The sequence below is a fragment of the Flavobacterium sp. genome (assembly GCF_032153895.1).
Taxonomy (GTDB): domain Bacteria; phylum Bacteroidota; class Bacteroidia; order Flavobacteriales; family Flavobacteriaceae; genus Flavobacterium.
Window position 1 is genome coordinate 1 of the sequence record NZ_JALDYN010000040.1, and the last position, 17,664, is coordinate 17,664.

The window sequence follows — 17,664 nt, forward strand, 5'->3', positions numbered from 1 at the left end:
GAAAGCTGTAGCGTTTGTGCGACATCAATTATAGAAACACCTAAACTTTGTGCTTTCTCACGATCGATTGTTACATACACTTCCGGCTTGTTGAATTTCAAATTTACATCCGAATTAGAAAATGTTGGATCATCTGCCACTTCATCCATAAAAACCGGAATTTTTTCTTCCAATTTTTTAAAATTTGGCGCTTGAATTACGAACTGAATTGGCATTCCGCCACGACGGTTTACCGCAATCGTTGGTGATTCGGAAACATTGATTTTAGCTTCAGAATATTGTTTGGTCCATTTGGTAAGATTTTCAGCAATTTCCTTCTGTTTAACTTCTCTTTCTCCCGGTTGTACCAAAGCAATTCGGGCACGTCCGCTGTTTACGGAAGACGAACCAAAACCTGGTGAAGTAATAATCAAACTTACTTTTTTCTCCGGAATGGAATCGTTAATCAGTTCGGTCAATTCGTTCATAAAACGATCCATGTAATCGTACGATGCGCCTTCGGGAGCAGTAACATTTACTCCGATAAAACTTCGGTCATCATACGGAGCGGTTTCTTTTTGAAGTACATTAAAAAACAAGTAAATCAATCCGAAACAAACAAATAGTATTGGAAAACTCAACCATTTTTTCTTCATGAAACGAGTCAGGGCATCGGCATAACCACTATTCATTTTTTCGAAATATGGCTCGGTCAAATTGTAGAATTTCGATTTTTTCTGTTCGCCACCTTTCATCAGATAAGCATTCAGCATCGGTGTCAATGTCAAAGAAACAACGGCCGATATCAGTACTGCTGCACCAATCACAACACCAAATTCACGGAACAAACGTCCGACAAATCCTTCCAAGAAAATTACCGGTAAAAACACGGCCGCCAACGTAATCGAAATGGATATTACTGCAAAGAAAATTTCATTAGAGCCTTTAATAGCGGCTTCAATCGGCGTCATGCCTTCTTCTACTTTTTTGAAAATGTTTTCGGTCACTACAATTCCGTCATCTACTACTAATCCTGTTGCTAAAACGATGGCCAGCAACGTTAAAACGTTAACCGAGAATCCGCATAAATACATAATGAAAAAGGTCGCAATCAACGAAACGGGAATGTCAATTAACGGTCGGAATGCAATCGCCCAATCTCTGAAGAATGCGTAAATAATCAAGACCACCAAAATGATGGAAATCAACAGGGTTTCAGCTACTTCTGTTACTGCTTTCTTTACAAAAACCGTATTATCAATAGCGATATTTAATTTAAAATCTTTTGGTAAATCTTTCTGAAGTTGTTCGTATTGCTCGTAAAATTTCTCGGCAATATCCAGATAGTTCGTGCCGGGCTGCGGAATAATCGCCATACCGACCATTGGCTGCCCGGAATCAGATAGTTTGGTTTCCAGATTTTCAGCTTCCAAAGCAGCATTTCCGATATCGCTTAAACGAACAATTTTGTCGCCTTCGGCTTTTATGATGATGTTGTTAAACTCTTCTTCGGTAGATAAATTTCCGATGGTTTTAACGGTCAATTCGGTATTGGCTCCCGTCAGTTTTCCTGATGGCAATTCCACATTTTGCTGACTTAACGCCGTTCGTACATCAGCTACAGTACAACCATAAGAAGCCAGTTTTACAGGATCAATCCACAAACGCATGGCGTATTTTCGCAAGCCCCAAATCTGGACACTACTTACACCCGGAATCGTCTGTAAACGCTGTGAAAGTACATTATCAGCATAATCGGAAAGCTCTAAAACATTCTTATTATCACTCTGAACCGTCATCGTAATAATGGGTTCCGAATCAGCATCGGCTTTGGAAACTACCGGTGGCGCATCAATATCCTGAGGCAAACTGCGAACAGCTTGTGATACTTTATCCCGAACATCATTGGCCGCTTCTTCCAGATTTTTATCAAGATTAAACTCAATACTAATGTTGCTTCTTCCTTGACTGCTTGAAGAGGAAATATTTCGAATACCATCAATGGAATTGATAGCTTTTTCTAACGGCTCTGTAATTTGGGATTCGATAATATCCGCGTTCGCACCAGAATAATTGGTCTGAACCGAAATCTGAGCCGGATCAATCGATGGAAATTCGCGAACGCCTAAAAAAGTAAACCCGATAATTCCGAAGAGAATCAACATGAGGTTCAACACGATTGTCAAAACCGGTCGTTTGATACTTGTGGTAGATAAACTCATAGCTGCTTACTTAAGTTTTACTTGAACCGGCGAACCGTCTTTCAAAGTCATTACTCCACTGGTAAGTACCGTATCTCCGGCTTTTAAACCGGTTATAACCAATACATCTTTATCGGTTCTGGCTCCCGTTTCCACCATTATTTCTTTGGCTTTCCCGTTTTCGGCAATAAAGATTTTCTTTCCGTTCTGAACCGGAATTAATGCTTCTGTCGGCACCAATAACGCATCATTAATTTTATCCAATGGCAAAGCAATGTTCGCAAAAGTTCCCGGAATCAGTTTCCCACCGGCATTTGAAGCTGTAGCACGCATTTTCAATGTTCTTGTCGTTACTTCAATACCTGGTTCAATAGCATAAATTTTTGCGGAATAATTCTCTTTGGAACCAGCAATTGTAAATGAAATTGGCGTACCGACTTTCATTTGACCGGCATATTTTTCAGGAATCGAAAACGTGATTTTAACCTGACTTGTATTAACTAAATTAGCCACAACAGCCGTTGGTGTTACATAAGTTCCTTTTGAAATGGAACGCAAACCGATTTTACCTGAAAAAGGCGCACGAACAAAGGTTTTAGCAATTTGTGTCTGAATCAGTTGTGTTTGGGCTTTTGTGGTTCTGAAATCTGCGCTGGCGATGTCGTATTCTTCCTGACTGATAGCTTCTTTCTCCAGTAAAAGTCTGGCTCTTCTTTCATTTTCGGAAGCTAATGTTTGTTTGGTCTTAGCTTGGGAAAGTTGCGCCCGTAATTCTAAATCGTTTATTTTAAAAAGTAATTGTCCTTGTGCGACGTGGCTTCCTTCTTCAAAATTGATGCTTTCCACCACTCCGGAAACTTCACTTCGGATTTCAACCTGCTCGTTCGCATCAATAGAACCCGATAATGATAAATTGTCCGAAAAAATTTGGGGTTTTAAAATGATTCCTGTAACCTTAGCGGGTTTTTTATCACCTGCTCCTTTGCCTTTTCCGGCTCCGTCTTTGGCGCTATTTTCAGAAATTCTGTAGTAAATCATTCCGCCTAAAACTAAAGACAGAAGTGCGTAAATTATGTATTTTGGCTTCATAAAGTGTACTTGGTAGCTGTATGACTATATAAATTAGATTTGGTTTAAACAAAGCTACTTCATAAACACCCCAAAATCTGTTTTTTAACAAAATTTTAGGCAGCTTCCTTGTAATTAATCATGCGCTTAACCAAGTAATACAATTCGGGAAATTCTGTTTTAAATTCTTTAGGGGTTTCAAAGAAATGTTCTAAAACTACCGCGATAAATTCGAAATCGTTGGTATAGGCATACTCTCTAAAATAACCGGAATTCATCAGTTTTTCGCGATTAGGACCATGATTGCATTCCATTCGAATCTGATTGAAGAAACGGGCAAAAATCAAAGAACTGGCATCTTCACTGCGTAAGCCCTGAAAATTGAGTACATGAGCAAATTCATGCAAACCCAAATTCAAATTGTCGTTGTTATAATGTAAGCCCTGTTGAAAATCTTCCCACGAAAACACGACAGCTTTCAACATCGGATTAAATTCACCTTTGTGATACGCTTCGCTGATATTAGAATAATAAATGGATGGAAAAACAATCACTTTATCAAAAACGGGATACAGGTATAAACGCATCCCAAAAGTCAACTGAACATAAGTCGCTGCGATTAACACTTTTGCACGTTCATCGACTTCAAAACCTTCTTTCCCGATGAACTCATAACGCTCAATAAATGAGGCTACGCGATGTTCAAAATAACTCCTTTTTCTTGGTCTTAACTTTCTGTAATACGGGACTTCATTAAAAAGAATTTCAAACTTCTTGTTAGGCAACGTTTTTAAAGAACGGTACCAATGCACAAAGAAAGGCTTGTAAAACAGTCGCCCGTAAACAAACTCGAAAAAAGTAAAAATAGTGGCAAAAAAAAGAATCAGTACGATGGCTACTAATACAATAGCTGCTAAAAGTATTAACACCGGAATTGCTTCTTCTTCCATACAAGAAATTACTTCGATTTAAGGCTAAATTTGTAACAATGGAGGAGTTGATGACTATGTCTCCCCATACAAAGCTCCGCTTTGAAAATAAAAAACAACACAAAAATACTCAAGCTTGCTTGGACATTTTTGCTTCTAAAAGGGGCTGACTACGTCTTCCCCTACAAAGCTCCGCTTTGAAAATAAAAACAACACAAAAATACTCAAGCAAGCTTGGACATTTTTGCTTATGTTTTATTTATTCGTGACCTCGGAGGGGTTCGAACCCCCAACCCTCAGAGCCGAAATCTGATATTCTATCCAGTTGAACTACGAGGCCGGTTGACGAACTACCTGAAGTAGCTCATCAAAGAGTTATGCTAATAATTTTTTAACAATGGTGGAAATGGTTTTCCCATCAGCTTGACCGGCTAATTCTTTGGAAGCCTGTCCCATTACTTGTCCCATTGCTGCCATTCCTGAAGCTCCTGTTGTTGTGATAATTTTAGCTATGATTGCTTCTACTTCAGCTTCGGATAATTGGGCTGGCAAGAATTTTTCGATTACGGCAACTTGAGCCAATTCCGGTTCTGCTAAATCTGCACGGCCTTGCTCACTGAAAATTGTGGCGCTGTCTTTACGCTGTTTAACCAGTTTCTGAAGCAATTTAATTTCATCTTCAGCCGTTAAATCACCACCGCTAGCCGAAGTTTGTGCCAACAAAATTTCTGATTTAATCGCGCGTAATGCTTCTAATGCTACGGTATCTTTTGCTTTCATGGCGGTTTTCATTTCATCCATGATTTTTGCTCCTAAACTCATATCTGTATTTGTTTATTCGGTTACTTGAATTCGATTGCAAAAATAAAAATGGTCTCCCAACTAGCCCCGACAGTAGTGGCACCTTGTAGAGCGAATGGCGGGAAAATGGCTTGCTGACACAAACTGTCCTCTCGCTCCAAATCCATTCATTTTTTGCTTTGCGAATATAAAAAAATAACCCGAAACATTACTGCTTCGGGTTAAAGGTTTCTCTATTTGGTTTAGTTAATCGACGTTGTCGTGTAAAAAGGAATTGTTAGAACGCAACTGAATGTCGTCGTTGCTGTCTGTTCCTAAAGACATACGCGATTTGCTATTGTCGATGGTAGATGCATTTAAATCTACTCCCATTCTTTTATAAGCCGGCTCGCGCTCTAATTCATTAACACGAGATGCGCTGTTGTTGAACTTATAATTGAACTCTTTCATTTTTCTTTTACGCTCTTCGGCACGAACGCGAAGGGTTTCTTCGATGGTCATTTCAACCGGTGAAATATCGTCGAATGAAGTAGTTGTTTGCGTAACTGACTCTTCCGATTTTTTCATGGTGATGTCCAATTCCGGAGCGATTGGCTCTTCTTTCACTTCCGCAACCGGTTTTGAAGCCATCAATTCGTTTTCTTTTTCCAAATAATCGTCTAAAGAATAACGTACTACCCCTGTTTCGTTCACTTCGGTAACCGGAACCACTTGTACAGGCTCTGTTACTTTCATTTCGCGAGTTTCTTCTGTTAAGTCGAACACCAAACGATCGTCGTTAGTAGAAACACCGCCATTGGTCAAGTCAAATGAAAAAGCAATCTGCTCTTGAACTTCTTTTACTTCCGGCATAACGATTTCGGCACCGAAAACTTCGATTTCACGAATGTCTTTGATTTCAAACTTCGGCTCTTCTTTTACCGGAGAAACGATTTCAAAGAAAACGTCTAAATTATTGATAAACTCCGAAGTAGGAATTAAATCTACTTCAGCGATTGGCTTTTTTTCTTCAACTTCCACTTCCTCCTCTAAGGAAAAAACGATTTTTTCATCGTTAACAGGCGTTACTTCTGCAACAACTGGTTCAGCTGTTACTTCCTCTGAAATCGGAGCAAAATCAAAAGCTGGCGCCATTGGTTTCTGCGTCAAATCCTGAACTAATTTTTGTTCTCCTTCTAAGGTATGAATGATTTTCTTCGGTTCTGAATTTACAATTCCGGCTTGTTGTTCCACGTTGAAACCAGTAGCGATTACTGTTACGGAAACTGCTTCGCCAAGAGATTCATCTTCGCCAGCTCCCATAATAATATTAGCGCTGAAGCCTGCTTCTGCCTGGATGTAATCGTTGATTTCACCCATTTCGTCCATCGTGATTTCGTTGGTTCCGAAAACGATTAACAATAATACGTTTTTAGCACCCGTAATCTTGTTGTCATTCAATAAAGGAGAATCTAAAGCTGATACAATCGCATCTTTCGCACGGTTTTCACCAGACGCTGTAGCCGATCCCATAATTGCGGTTCCACTGTTGGATAATACAGTTTTCGCATCACGTAAATCGATGTTTAACGCGTAGTGGTTGGTAATTACTTCCGCAATACCACGTGAAGCTGTAGCTAACACTTCATCCGCTTTGGAGAACCCAGATTTGAATCCTAAGTTTCCGTATACTTCCCTTAATTTATTGTTGTTGATAACGATTAAAGAATCGACATGTTTACGCAGTCTTTCAACTCCTTGCAACGCTTGCTCTGAACGCACTTTACCTTCAAATTGGAACGGAATAGTAACGATACCTACAGTTAAAATATCGCGTTCTTTCGCCAATTGAGCAATTACAGGAGCAGCACCAGTTCCGGTTCCACCACCCATACCGGCTGTGATGAAAATCATCTTGGTGTTGCTGTCCAACATTTTTTCGATTTCTTCAATACTTTCCAATGCCGATTGCTGTCCTACTTCAGGGTTTGCTCCTGCTCCAAGACCTTCGGTTAAGTCAATTCCCAACTGAATTTTGTTAGGCACCGGACTGTTTTGTAACGCTTGAGAATCGGTATTACAGATTACGAAATCCACTCCTACGATTCCTTGTCTAAACATGTGATTGATGGCATTACTACCACCACCACCTACACCAATAACTTTAATTACATTGGATTGGTTTTTAGGCAAATCAAATGAAATATTTCCAAATTCGTTGTTGCTTTCCATACTGTATCGGTTTTATTCTGCGTTATCTAAAAATTCTTTAATCTTGTCTATGTATTTATCAAAAAAGCCTCTTTTGATTTTATCTCCTGTGGATTCCATCTCCACAACGGGTCTTTTTTCTTCAGGTTTGGCTTGTTCAAATACCTCTTCATCTTCAATGTGTTCGTAAACTACCTGCGGCTTCATCTCAATTTTCGGCTCAGGTTGTTTCATTTCAACAAATGGTGTCGCACTCTTAGTATTGTTTCGGATGCTGTTCATCACTAAACCAACTGCGGTTGCGTACATCGGGCTTGAAATTTCTTCATCGGAATTTCCGGCTAAATGCTCATTCGGATATCCAATTCTGGTATCCATTCCGGTGATGTATTCCACCAATTGTTTAATATGTTGTAATTGCGAACCTCCTCCGGTTAACACAATTCCTGCAATCAATTTTTTTCTTGGATCTTCGTGTCCGTAAGCTTTGATTTCGGCAAAAACCTGCTCAATGATTTCCACAACACGCGCGTGGATGATTTTCGACAAGTTCTTCAACGAAATTTCTTTTGGTTCACGACCTCGCAATCCAGGAATGGAAACAATTTCGTTGTCTTTATTTTCACCAGGCCAAGCTGAACCGAATTTCACTTTCAACAACTCTGCCTGTTTTTCGATGATTGAACAACCTTCTTTGATGTCTTCTGTAATCACATTTCCGCCGAAAGGCACAACTGCTGTATGACGAATGATTCCGTCTTTGAAGATAGCCAAATCTGTTGTTCCGCCTCCGATATCAATTAAGGCAACTCCTGCCTCTTTTTCTTCCTGACTTAAAACGGCATCAGCTGAAGCTAAAGGCTCTAACGTCAATCCGGACAAATCTAATCCGGAACTCTTGATACAACGACCAACGTTTCTGATAGAAGATGCCTGTCCCACAACTACGTGAAAACTTGCTTCTAATCTACCTCCGTACATTCCGATTGGCTCTTTGATTTCGGATTGTCCGTCGATTTTAAATTCCTGCGGCAACACGTGAATGATTTCCTCACCTGGCAGCATCGCCAATTTGTGCACCTGATTGATTAACATGTCGATATCAGCATCACCAATCACTTCTTCCGGATTCGGACGACTGATATAATCGCTATGCTGGATACTTCTGATGTGCTGACCGGCAATACCAACCACCACATCGTTGATTTTATATCCTGAATCTGCTTCAGCATCGATAATCGCCTGCTGAATCGACTGAATTGTCTGCGTAATATTATTCACTACACCGCGTGCCACACCAAGGCTTTTGGATTTTCCAACGCCTAAAATTTCCAATTTTCCGTACTCATTTTTCTTGCCGATCATCGCCACAATTTTTGTGGTTCCGATGTCTAATCCTACTGCAATACTTTCTTTTTCCATTTTTACTCTATTTGGTGCACACAACCTGTTGTGTAAACTTCAAATTAATCAACTTATAATTTCCAATCAAGGTATCTTTCAAAGCGTGTTGATAGAAGGCTTTATAATTTCCAAACTTTTTATCAACATTAATCGTTTTCCCAAAAAGAATCCGATACTCATAATCTCTAACCGTCATCATCAAACTTCCCGTCGGCAAAATCTGAACACCGGTAATGTTCTTTTTCAAGAAATCATCATCGTTGATTTTCTGAAAAACTTCGATCAATCCCGTTCTTTTTTCTTCTTCTATTTCCCCCGAAAGAAGCGGCACTCTTGCTGCATAATTATCAGAAAGCGGCATCTCTTCTCCTTGATAGTCAATATAATATGTTCCTTTTTCACTGCTAACTCTTGCGATTGGGGTCTTTTGTGTAACGAGCGCTTTTAAGGTTCCGTCTATCGTTGCGTACACCTCTGCTTTTTCAATCATTTTATTGTTGTCGAGAGTACGCTCTAAACTATTCAAATCTAATTTATCTTTTCGGATACTGGAAGCCCCGTTAAAATTTTGTATTAACAAGTTATTAACCGTTTCATGTGTCACAAAAGGGTTGTTTTCTCCCGTAAATGCAACATCTGTTTTAACGATTTTTCGCACTTCATTTCGCGCTGTGGAAAACGCATACAGAAAAATCATGACCGCAATCATGAGCATTAAACGTACGTCTGTCCACTTAATTTTTCTCATCGCAATAAGGCTTTTTTAATCTGCGGAACCATTTCTCCTACATCGCCGGCCCCAATGGTTACAACTACCGGAGTATCAGACGCTTGCATCAAAGCAATCAATTCGTCTTTTTGAACCAGTTTTTTGTTGTCATTCGTCATTTTATCCAACAACCAACTTGAAGTAATTCCTTCCATTGGCAATTCTCGCGCAGGATAAATTTCCATTAAAAACACTTCGTCGAATTGTGATAAACTTTTGGCAAAATCATCAGCAAAATCACGGGTTCTACTAAACAAATGTGGCTGAAACACTGCCAACACTTTTTTACCCGGATACAACTCACGAACCGCCTGATGTACCGCATTGATTTCTGTCGGATGGTGTGCATAATCATCGATATACACAAATTCCGGTTGGCGAATCTGAAACGAAAATCGGCGACGAACACCCTGAAATGATAAAAAAGCTTTAGCAATAGCCTCCGTTGGGGTGCCAAATGTTTTTGCCATCGCTAAAGCCAGTAAAGCATTAGTCAGGTTATGTCTGCCAGGCAGACCGAATTTCAAATTCTGTATTGTTTCAGTTGGTGTTTCTACATCGAAAACATACCAGCCATCTTCTATTCTTATGTTTTTAGCAACGAATTTTGAATCGTCGTTTACACCGACAGTGATCGCTTCTAACGGCAATCCGTTTACCACGAACAACTTCGATTTGTCTTCCACTTTATTCGCGAATTCAACGAAGGAAGCTTCAATTGACGCTTTGTCGCCGTAGATATCCAAATGATCAGCGTCCATGGAAGTTACACATGCGATATTCGGGTGCAAATGTAGGAACGAACGATCGAATTCATCGGCTTCCACTACGGTTACCGTTTTTCCTTTTCCGATTAAATTGGAATTGTAATTTTCAACGATTCCACCTAAAAAGGAAGGCACATCGGCTCCACTTTCGTATAAAATATGTCCTAAAATACTCGACGTTGTGGTTTTTCCGTGGGTTCCGGCTACAGCGAAACAGAACGTGTCTTTTGTAATAATTCCTAAAACTTCGGCACGTTTTTTTACAACGAAACCGTTATCCAAAAAGTAATTCCATTCGGTATGATGTTTCGGAACTGCTGGTGTAATTACCACCAAGGTATTTTCTTTGTTCAAATAGTCCTGACCAATTAATGCAATATCGTCCTCGAAATGAATTTGAATACCTTCCTGCTCCAACTCTTCGGTTAGGTGCGTTGGTGTTTTATCGTATCCGGCAACATTCTTTCCAATGAATTTGAAATAGCGCGCCAAAGCACTCATTCCGATGCCTCCGATTCCGATGAAATAAACGTTATGTATTTGATTCAGGTTCATACTTTTAAAGTTGTTCAGTTACCGAGTAGCAAAATTTTACTTAATCAATTTTACAATCTCGTCAACGATATCTTTTGTTGCGTTAGGCAAGGCTAACTGTTTTATATTTTGACTCAATTCGTTTTGTTTGGCTTCACTGGAAATTAAATCCTGAAAAACAGTTTCAAATTGAGTGTCCAATTCCGATTCTTTTAATAAAATAGCACCGTTTCTATCTACGATGGCTTTGGCATTTTTGGTTTGATGATCTTCGGCTACGTTTGGCGACGGAATGAAAATCACTGGTTTTCCGACGATACACAATTCTGAAACGGAAGATGCACCGGAACGGGAAATCACTACATCGGCTGCTGCATACACCAAATCCATTCTGTCGATAAATGACAATACCTGAACATTTTCTTTATCGTTGAAATGTTGGTATTCGTCAAAATATAATTTTCCGCATTGCCAGATAATCTGAATATTTTGAGACAACAGAAAATCAAGTTCTTTTGCAATAAGTTGGTTAACGCGTCTTGCTCCTAAACTTCCACCTAAAACCAACAGTGTTTTTTTGGAAGCATCCAACTTGAAATAAGCAACAGCTTCCGATTTTTTATCATTAACGGAAATCAAATCCTGACGCACCGGGTTTCCAGTTAAAATCACATTTTCTTTTGGAAAGAAACGCTCCAGATTTTCGTAAGCCACACAAATTTTATTCGCTTTCTTACTCAATAATTTATTGGTGATGCCTGGGTAGGAATTCTGCTCCTGAATAACCGTTGGCGTACCCATCATGGAAGCGACTTTCAGCACGGCTCCACTTGCAAATCCTCCGGTTCCGATTACCACATCAGGCTTGAAGCTTCTTAAAATTCCGAATGATTTTGACAAACTTGACATTAGCTTCAATGGAAACATAGCGTTTTGCAATGTCAATTTGCGTTGAATTCCGGCAATCCACAACCCTTTGATTGGGTAACCGGCTTGTGGAACTTTCTGCATTTCCATTTTATCGCTGGCGCCCACAAAAAGAATATCAGCTTTCGGGAAACGATTTTTCAATTCGTTCGCAATCGCAATCGCCGGGTAAATGTGCCCGCCGGTTCCGCCGCCGCTGATGATAAATTTTGGATTGTTTTTCATTACTTTACACTTTTCACTATTTCCCAAAAACCGCATTCATCGGATTATCCGAATCATCTTCTATGGAATAGTTATCTTCTTTTTTTACTTTTTCAATTATTTCTTCGATATCGTTGTTGCGCTCCATTTCGGCAGTAACTTCTCGGTCAATGATTCGTTGTAAGGCTTCTTCTCGCAATTTGCTTTCAGCTTCGATTTCGGCCATTTCTTCTTCTTTTTTGGTGACACTTAAAATGATTCCGATGGAAACACAAGTCATCCAAATCGAGGTTCCTCCGCTACTGATTAACGGCAAGGTTTGCCCGGTTGTTGGCAATAATTCCACGGCAACTCCCATATTAATCAACGCCTGAAAGATGAGTGGAAAACCTAATCCGACGATTAATAATTTACCAAACAATGACGGTGCTTTATGTGCGGTTACCAAAAATCGGAAGAACAGCATCATGTATAAAAACAATATCCCTATTCCTCCTACCAAACCGTATTCTTCTACAATAATCGCGAAGATGAAATCGGAAGAGGATTGTGGTAAAAAGTTTTTCTGCACACTTTTCCCTGGTCCTAAACCGTAAATTCCTCCGGATGCAATAGCAATTTTAGCGTTTTCAATCTGGTATACATCTTCATCCGGCGCATCGGAAGTAAAGCGTTCGATACGGCTCATCCAAGTATCTACACGACTTGTCAACTTATTTCCCGGAAAGGCTTTCGCTACCAAAAAGAACATCAAAAGCGCTGCAATTCCCATTCCGATTACAGAAAAAAGATATTGCAACTTGTATTTCCCAACAAAAACCAACATACAAACCATGCTGAACATTAAGGCTGCTGTCGAGAAATTGGCCGGCAAAATTAAACCAATTATAGTAAAAACCGGCAACCATAATTCAACTGCTGACGATTTAAAAGTATATTCTTTGGTTTCAATCTTCGACAAATAACGCGCCACATAAACCATCAAAGCGATAAACGCCAACGACGACGGCTGAAACGTAAATCCGGTAAACGGAATTTGCACCCAACGGCTGGCATTTGCTCCTCCAATGGTATTTCCTTTTGCTAAAGTGTAGAGCAACAATACTGCCACAATCGGTACGGCAATCCAGGAAATGGCTTTAAATTTATGGTAAGGCAATCGGTGGATCATGAACACGATCAAAAATCCCAAAGAAATATGAATGAGGTGTTTGAACAAATAGCCCACGATAGAACCTTTCCCAACTACATACACCAAGTTCGAACTCGCACTGAAAACAGGCATAAACGAGAATAGGGCCAGCAACGCTACAAACGCCCAGATTCCTTTGTCTCCTTTTAAACTGTTTAACAATTGCTTCATTCTTACTGTATTTTAAATCTTATAAATTTTGTACCGCGTTTTTGAACTGCTTTCCACGGTCTTCGTAATTTTCGAACAAATCGAAACTGGCACAAGCTGGTGACAACAAAACGGTATCGCCTTTTTCAGCCATGCGTTGTGCAATTTTCACGGCTTCTGTCATGCTTGTTGTTTCCACTAAAGTATCGACCACATCGCCAAAAGCTTCAACGATTTTTGCATTATCAACACCAAGACATATGATGCTTTTCACTTTTTCGCGCACTAATGGCATCAGTTCAGTATAATCGTTTCCTTTATCAACGCCACCAACAATCCAAACAGTTGGTGTAATCATCGAATCCAAAGCAAAGAAAGTAGCATTCACGTTAGTTGCTTTCGAATCGTTGATGTACTGAACATTCTGAATTTTCAACACCTTTTCCAAACGATGCTCTACACCTTGGAAATTGGACAAGCTTTCACGAATCGTTTCTTTACGGATTCGCATTAACTGAGCAACCGTTGTAGCCGCCATAGCGTTTTTAACATTGTGCTTTCCTTGTAGTGATAAGTCGTTGATTGGCATGGTAAATTCTTCGTTGTTTATGATGATGTTGATGTTGTTATTTTTCACAAAAGCGCCTTCTGTAAATTCCTGCGTCAAGGAAAAAGGAACTTTTTTAGCTCTAATTTTATTTTCGGATAACCATTTCACGATAGCTTCGTCGTCGGCATCGTAGATAAAATAATCGTCTTCGGTTTGGTTTTTAGTGATTCTGAATTTGGCCGCGATGTACAAATCATAATCGTAATTGTATCGGTCTAAATGATCCGGGCTAATATTAGTCATGACAGCGATATGCGGTTTGTAATCTACAATTCCGTCTAACTGAAAACTGCTCAGCTCCAAAACATAAGCTTCGTACTTATTTTCAGAAATCTGCCAAGCGTAACTTTTCCCGATGTTTCCAGCAATTCCCACATTCATCTGACCTTGTTTTAGCAAATGATGCGTTAGCATTGTGGTAGTGGTTTTTCCGTTGCTTCCGGTGATTCCGACTGTGACAACTTCGGTAAATTCGTTGGCAAATTCAATTTCAGAAATGATAGGAACGTTGTTTTTTTTCAGTTGCTTTACAATTGGTGATTTGTCTGGAATCCCGGGACTTTTCATCACTACGTCGGCATTGAGAATCAACTCTTCGGTGTGTTGTTTTTCTTCCCAAGGAATCTGATTCAGGATAAGCACTTCTTTGTAATTGTTTTTAATTTCTCCGAAATCCGAAACAAAAACCTCATATCCTTTTTTCTTTCCGAGAATGGCGGTTCCGACACCGCTTTCTCCTCCACCTAAAACCACTAACCTCATATTATCTCAGTTTAAGGGATACTAATGAAAAGATTGCTAACAAGATGGCTACAATCCAGAATCGGGTTACGATTTTACTTTCGTGATAGCCTTTTTTCTGGTAATGATGGTGCAACGGCGACATTAAGAAAATGCGGCGTCCTTCACCAAATTTCTTCTTGGTGTACTTGAAATAAGCTACTTGAAGTACAACCGATAAATTTTCAGCTAAGAAGATTCCACACAATACCGGAATCAATAATTCTTTACGAACAGCGATGGCTAAAACCGCGATAATTCCTCCAATAGTCAAACTTCCGGTATCTCCCATAAACACAGATGCCGGATAGGCGTTGTACCAAAGGAAACCGATGAGCGATCCAACAAAAGCTGCAATATAAATGGTCATTTCACCCGAATTGGGGATGTACATGATGTTCAGATAATTTGAGAAAATGATATTTCCGGAAACGAAGGCGAAAATTCCGAGTGTCAGCACTGAAATAGCTGAAGTTCCCGCAGCCAAACCGTCAATTCCATCTGTTAAATTAGCTCCGTTGGAAACCGCTGTGATAATAAAAATTACAACCGGAATGAAAATCAACCAAGCGTAATCCTGATAATCGTCTCCTGCCCAAGCCAAAATTTCAGCATAATCGAATTCGTTGTTTTTGAAGAAAGGAATGGTTGTAGCTGTCGATTTTTCTTCCTTGGCAACCTCAGTAATTACAGTTCCTTCTTTGAAAATATCAGTTGTAGAAGTATCCGTTCTTACAGTAACTCCAGGATGGAAATACAAAACCGAACCCACGATCAATCCTAATCCAACCTGACCAATAACCTTGAATTTTCCTTTTAAACCTTCTTTGTCTTTTTTGAAGATTTTGATGTAATCGTCAATAAAACCAATCGTTCCCATCCAAAGTGTAGTCACAATCAGTAAAATAATGTAAATATTATCCAATTTCGCCAACAACAACACCGGAATCAACGTCGAAATGATGATGATAATTCCACCCATGGTTGGTGTCCCTGCTTTTTGCGTTTGTCCTTCCAAGCCTAATTCACGAACCGTTTCCCCGATTTGCTGTTTTCTCAAATAATTGATGATGCGTTTTCCGTAAATGGTAGAAATCATCAACGACAAAATAATCGCCAATCCGGAGCGGAAGGTAATGTACTGAAACACTCCTGTGCCAGGCACATCCAGACTTCGGTTTAAATATTCAAAGAAATAGTATAACATACTTTATATTTTTGGTTGGTTTTGGTTCTTATTTATTCAGTTGTTCCAGTAATTCACGTACGATTTGCATATCGTCAAAATCATAGCGAACGCCTTGAATTTCCTGATAGGTTTCGTGCCCTTTTCCGGCAATTAAAATGATATCGCCGCTTTGCGCTAATTGGCAAGCGGTTTTAATGGCTTGCTTTCTGTCAATGATGGATATTGTCTTTTTGAAATTCTGACCTTCTACGCCTTTCTCCATATCTTCAATAATGGTTTCAGGGTTTTCACTTCTCGGATTATCAGAAGTAAAAATGGCTTTATCACTCATTTCGGAAGCAATTTTCGCCATAATTGGACGCTTGGTTTTATCTCGGTCACCACCACAACCAACAACAGTTATCAATTGTTCGTTTTTGGTGCGGATGTCTTCGATGGTTTTCAATACATTTTCTAAAGCATCCGGCGTGTGTGCATAATCTACTATTGCCGTGATTTTGGATTCGGAAACGATAAACTGAAATCTTCCGGAAACACTTTCCAACTCGCTTAGCAAACGCAACGTTTCTTGTTCTTCAAGTCCTAATTGAACTGCCGCTCCGTAAATCGCCAACAAATTATATGCATTGAACGATCCGATTAAACGAACCCAAACTTCCTGATCGTTAATCTTCATCAACAAACCGGACAATTGATTTTCCAACACCTGAGCTCTGTAATCTGCGTACGATTTTAAAGCATACGTTAGTTTTTTAGCCTTTGTATTCTGAAGCATTACAGCTCCGTTTTTATCGTCAATATTGGTGATCGCAAAAGCAGTTTTCGGTAAATTATCGAAGAAAAGTTTTTTCACATCGCGGTATTCCGCAAAAGTGTCGTGATAGTCTAAATGGTCGTGCGACAGATTGGTAAAAATTCCGCCGGTAAAATGTAATCCTTCGGTTCTTTTCTGGTGGATTCCATGTGAACTTACTTCCATGAAGCAATAATCACAGCCTCCCTCCAACATTTCATTCAGATAATGATTGATGGTTAAAGAATCAGGTGTCGTATGCGTGGCTTTGTATTCGGTTTCGTCCACCATAATTTTTACAGTAGAAAGCAATCCGACTTTATATCCTGCATTTTTAAACAACTGATACAACAACGTAGCAATCGTGGTTTTTCCGTTGGTTCCGGTTACACCGACTAACTTTAAATGTTCGGAAGGATTTCCGTAAAAATTAGCCGCCATAAAAGCTAAAGCACTGTTCGCATTCTCCACTTGAACATAAGTTATTCCGTCAGAAACAACCGTTGGCATAACTTCACATACAATTACAGTAGCTCCAAGACCGATTGCTTTTTCAATGAAATCGTGTCCGTCAGAAACAGTTCCTTTAATCGCTACAAATACATCGTTTTGAGCCACTTTTCGAGAATCAAATTCAATTTTATGGATGTTCACATCGGTTGAACCTTTGATGGCTTCGATGGCAACTTTGTATAATATGTCTTTTAAAACCTTCACGATAATACTAATGTTATAACTTGATTTTTGGTAAAAACCTGACCAGCGGTAAGCGATTGCTGTTTCACTTTTCCGGTTCCGACAACTTTAACTTTCAATCCGTAATTTTCAAGAATTGCAACAGCATCCATTCCTGAAAGTCCTTTGACATTGGGAACCAGGTTATCTTTCTTCTGCACTTTATCGTAATACTGTGCATAATTTTGTTCTTGTGTTTTATAGCGAACATCCAGCTTTTTGATTTCATTGGTTGACGGAACATCCGTGAAAATCTTTTGGGCAATTCGTTTAAATACCGGCCCGGCTACATCGGCTCCGTAATAACCCGCTGATTTATTTGGCTTGTGAACCACCACAACACAAGAATATTTCGGCTCATCAGCAGGAAAGAACCCTACAAACGAGGAAGCATAATACATCCCACCGTCGTTTTTCTTATGATAATCAACTTGAGCTGTTC

Annotated in this window: 14 protein-coding genes and 1 tRNA gene; all 15 read right to left on the reverse strand. The window is 39.6% G+C overall.

Annotated features, from left to right (window positions below; translation table 11 throughout):
• The coding region (locus tag RUH60_RS10630; protein WP_313808139.1) for an efflux RND transporter permease subunit at positions 1-2,201 on the reverse strand (2,201 nt) is incomplete at its 3' end.
• 6 nt (positions 2,202-2,207) lie between these two features.
• Entirely contained in the window at positions 2,208-3,269 is a 1,062-nt protein-coding gene (locus RUH60_RS10635; RefSeq protein WP_313808141.1) for an efflux RND transporter periplasmic adaptor subunit, read from the reverse strand.
• 95 nt (positions 3,270-3,364) lie between these two features.
• Positions 3,365-4,198 carry a zinc-dependent peptidase gene (locus RUH60_RS10640; protein WP_313808143.1) on the reverse strand — a complete coding sequence of 278 codons (834 nt, stop codon included), beginning with the start codon at positions 4,196-4,198 and terminating at the stop codon, positions 3,365-3,367.
• A 245-nt stretch (positions 4,199-4,443) separates the two neighbouring features.
• Positions 4,444-4,517, reverse strand: a tRNA-Arg gene (locus RUH60_RS10645).
• 35 nt (positions 4,518-4,552) lie between these two features.
• A complete protein-coding gene (locus tag RUH60_RS10650) occupies positions 4,553-4,999 on the reverse strand; it encodes a GatB/YqeY domain-containing protein (protein ID WP_313808145.1) in 447 nt (148 codons plus the stop codon).
• A gap of 225 nt (positions 5,000-5,224) precedes the next feature.
• Complete coding sequence (gene ftsZ / locus RUH60_RS10655) at positions 5,225-7,189, reverse strand: cell division protein FtsZ (RefSeq protein WP_313808147.1); 1,965 nt, start codon at positions 7,187-7,189, stop codon at positions 5,225-5,227.
• 12 nt (positions 7,190-7,201) lie between these two features.
• Positions 7,202-8,590, reverse strand: coding sequence for a cell division protein FtsA (gene ftsA, locus RUH60_RS10660; protein WP_313808149.1), 1,389 nt, complete (start codon positions 8,588-8,590; stop codon positions 7,202-7,204).
• A 7-nt stretch (positions 8,591-8,597) separates the two neighbouring features.
• Complete coding sequence (locus RUH60_RS10665; protein ID WP_313808151.1) at positions 8,598-9,320, reverse strand: cell division protein FtsQ; 723 nt, start codon at positions 9,318-9,320, stop codon at positions 8,598-8,600.
• Positions 9,317-10,663 carry a UDP-N-acetylmuramate--L-alanine ligase gene (gene murC, locus RUH60_RS10670; protein WP_313808153.1) on the reverse strand — a complete coding sequence of 449 codons (1,347 nt, stop codon included), beginning with the start codon at positions 10,661-10,663 and terminating at the stop codon, positions 9,317-9,319. Before murC ends, RUH60_RS10665 begins: the two co-directional genes overlap by 4 nt.
• Positions 10,664-10,699: 36 nt before the next feature.
• Positions 10,700-11,794: an undecaprenyldiphospho-muramoylpentapeptide beta-N-acetylglucosaminyltransferase gene (gene murG, locus RUH60_RS10675; RefSeq protein ID WP_313808154.1), complete on the reverse strand. Its 1,095-nt coding sequence runs from the start codon at positions 11,792-11,794 to the stop codon at positions 10,700-10,702.
• A gap of 16 nt (positions 11,795-11,810) precedes the next feature.
• Entirely contained in the window at positions 11,811-13,136 is a 1,326-nt protein-coding gene (locus RUH60_RS10680; protein ID WP_313808156.1) for an FtsW/RodA/SpoVE family cell cycle protein, read from the reverse strand.
• Between the two features lie 19 nt (positions 13,137-13,155).
• Positions 13,156-14,487, reverse strand: a complete 1,332-nt coding sequence (murD, locus tag RUH60_RS10685) for a UDP-N-acetylmuramoyl-L-alanine--D-glutamate ligase (protein ID WP_313808157.1) — start codon at positions 14,485-14,487, stop codon at positions 13,156-13,158.
• 1 nt (position 14,488) lies between these two features.
• Positions 14,489-15,712 carry a phospho-N-acetylmuramoyl-pentapeptide-transferase gene (gene mraY, locus RUH60_RS10690; RefSeq protein ID WP_313808159.1) on the reverse strand — a complete coding sequence of 408 codons (1,224 nt, stop codon included), beginning with the start codon at positions 15,710-15,712 and terminating at the stop codon, positions 14,489-14,491.
• A gap of 28 nt (positions 15,713-15,740) precedes the next feature.
• Positions 15,741-17,204 (reverse strand): UDP-N-acetylmuramoyl-L-alanyl-D-glutamate--2,6-diaminopimelate ligase, encoded by a 1,464-nt coding sequence (locus tag RUH60_RS10695; protein WP_313808161.1) that lies wholly within the window; start codon positions 17,202-17,204, stop codon positions 15,741-15,743.
• The coding region (locus RUH60_RS10700; RefSeq protein WP_313808163.1) for a PASTA domain-containing protein at positions 17,201-17,664 on the reverse strand (464 nt) is incomplete at its 5' end. The genes RUH60_RS10700 and RUH60_RS10695, both read right to left, overlap by 4 nt.

Excerpts from the sequence above, each read along its gene's own strand:
- RUH60_RS10665 (WP_313808151.1), bottom strand. The coding sequence starts at position 9,320 with ATGAGAAAAATTAAGTGGACAGACGTACGTTTAATGCTCATGATTGCG.
- RUH60_RS10680 (WP_313808156.1), bottom strand. The coding sequence starts at position 13,136 with ATGAAGCAATTGTTAAACAGTTTAAAAGGAGACAAAGGAATCTGGGCG.
- RUH60_RS10635 (WP_313808141.1), bottom strand. The coding sequence starts at position 3,269 with ATGAAGCCAAAATACATAATTTACGCACTTCTGTCTTTAGTTTTAGGC.
- RUH60_RS10640 (WP_313808143.1), bottom strand. The coding sequence starts at position 4,198 with ATGGAAGAAGAAGCAATTCCGGTGTTAATACTTTTAGCAGCTATTGTA.
- ftsA (WP_313808149.1), bottom strand. The coding sequence starts at position 8,590 with ATGGAAAAAGAAAGTATTGCAGTAGGATTAGACATCGGAACCACAAAA.
- murG (WP_313808154.1), bottom strand. The coding sequence starts at position 11,794 with ATGAAAAACAATCCAAAATTTATCATCAGCGGCGGCGGAACCGGCGGG.
- murD (WP_313808157.1), bottom strand. The coding sequence starts at position 14,487 with ATGAGGTTAGTGGTTTTAGGTGGAGGAGAAAGCGGTGTCGGAACCGCC.
- RUH60_RS10650 (WP_313808145.1), bottom strand. The coding sequence starts at position 4,999 with ATGAGTTTAGGAGCAAAAATCATGGATGAAATGAAAACCGCCATGAAA.
- murC (WP_313808153.1), bottom strand. The coding sequence starts at position 10,663 with ATGAACCTGAATCAAATACATAACGTTTATTTCATCGGAATCGGAGGC.
- ftsZ (WP_313808147.1), bottom strand. The coding sequence starts at position 7,189 with ATGGAAAGCAACAACGAATTTGGAAATATTTCATTTGATTTGCCTAAA.
- mraY (WP_313808159.1), bottom strand. The coding sequence starts at position 15,712 with ATGTTATACTATTTCTTTGAATATTTAAACCGAAGTCTGGATGTGCCT.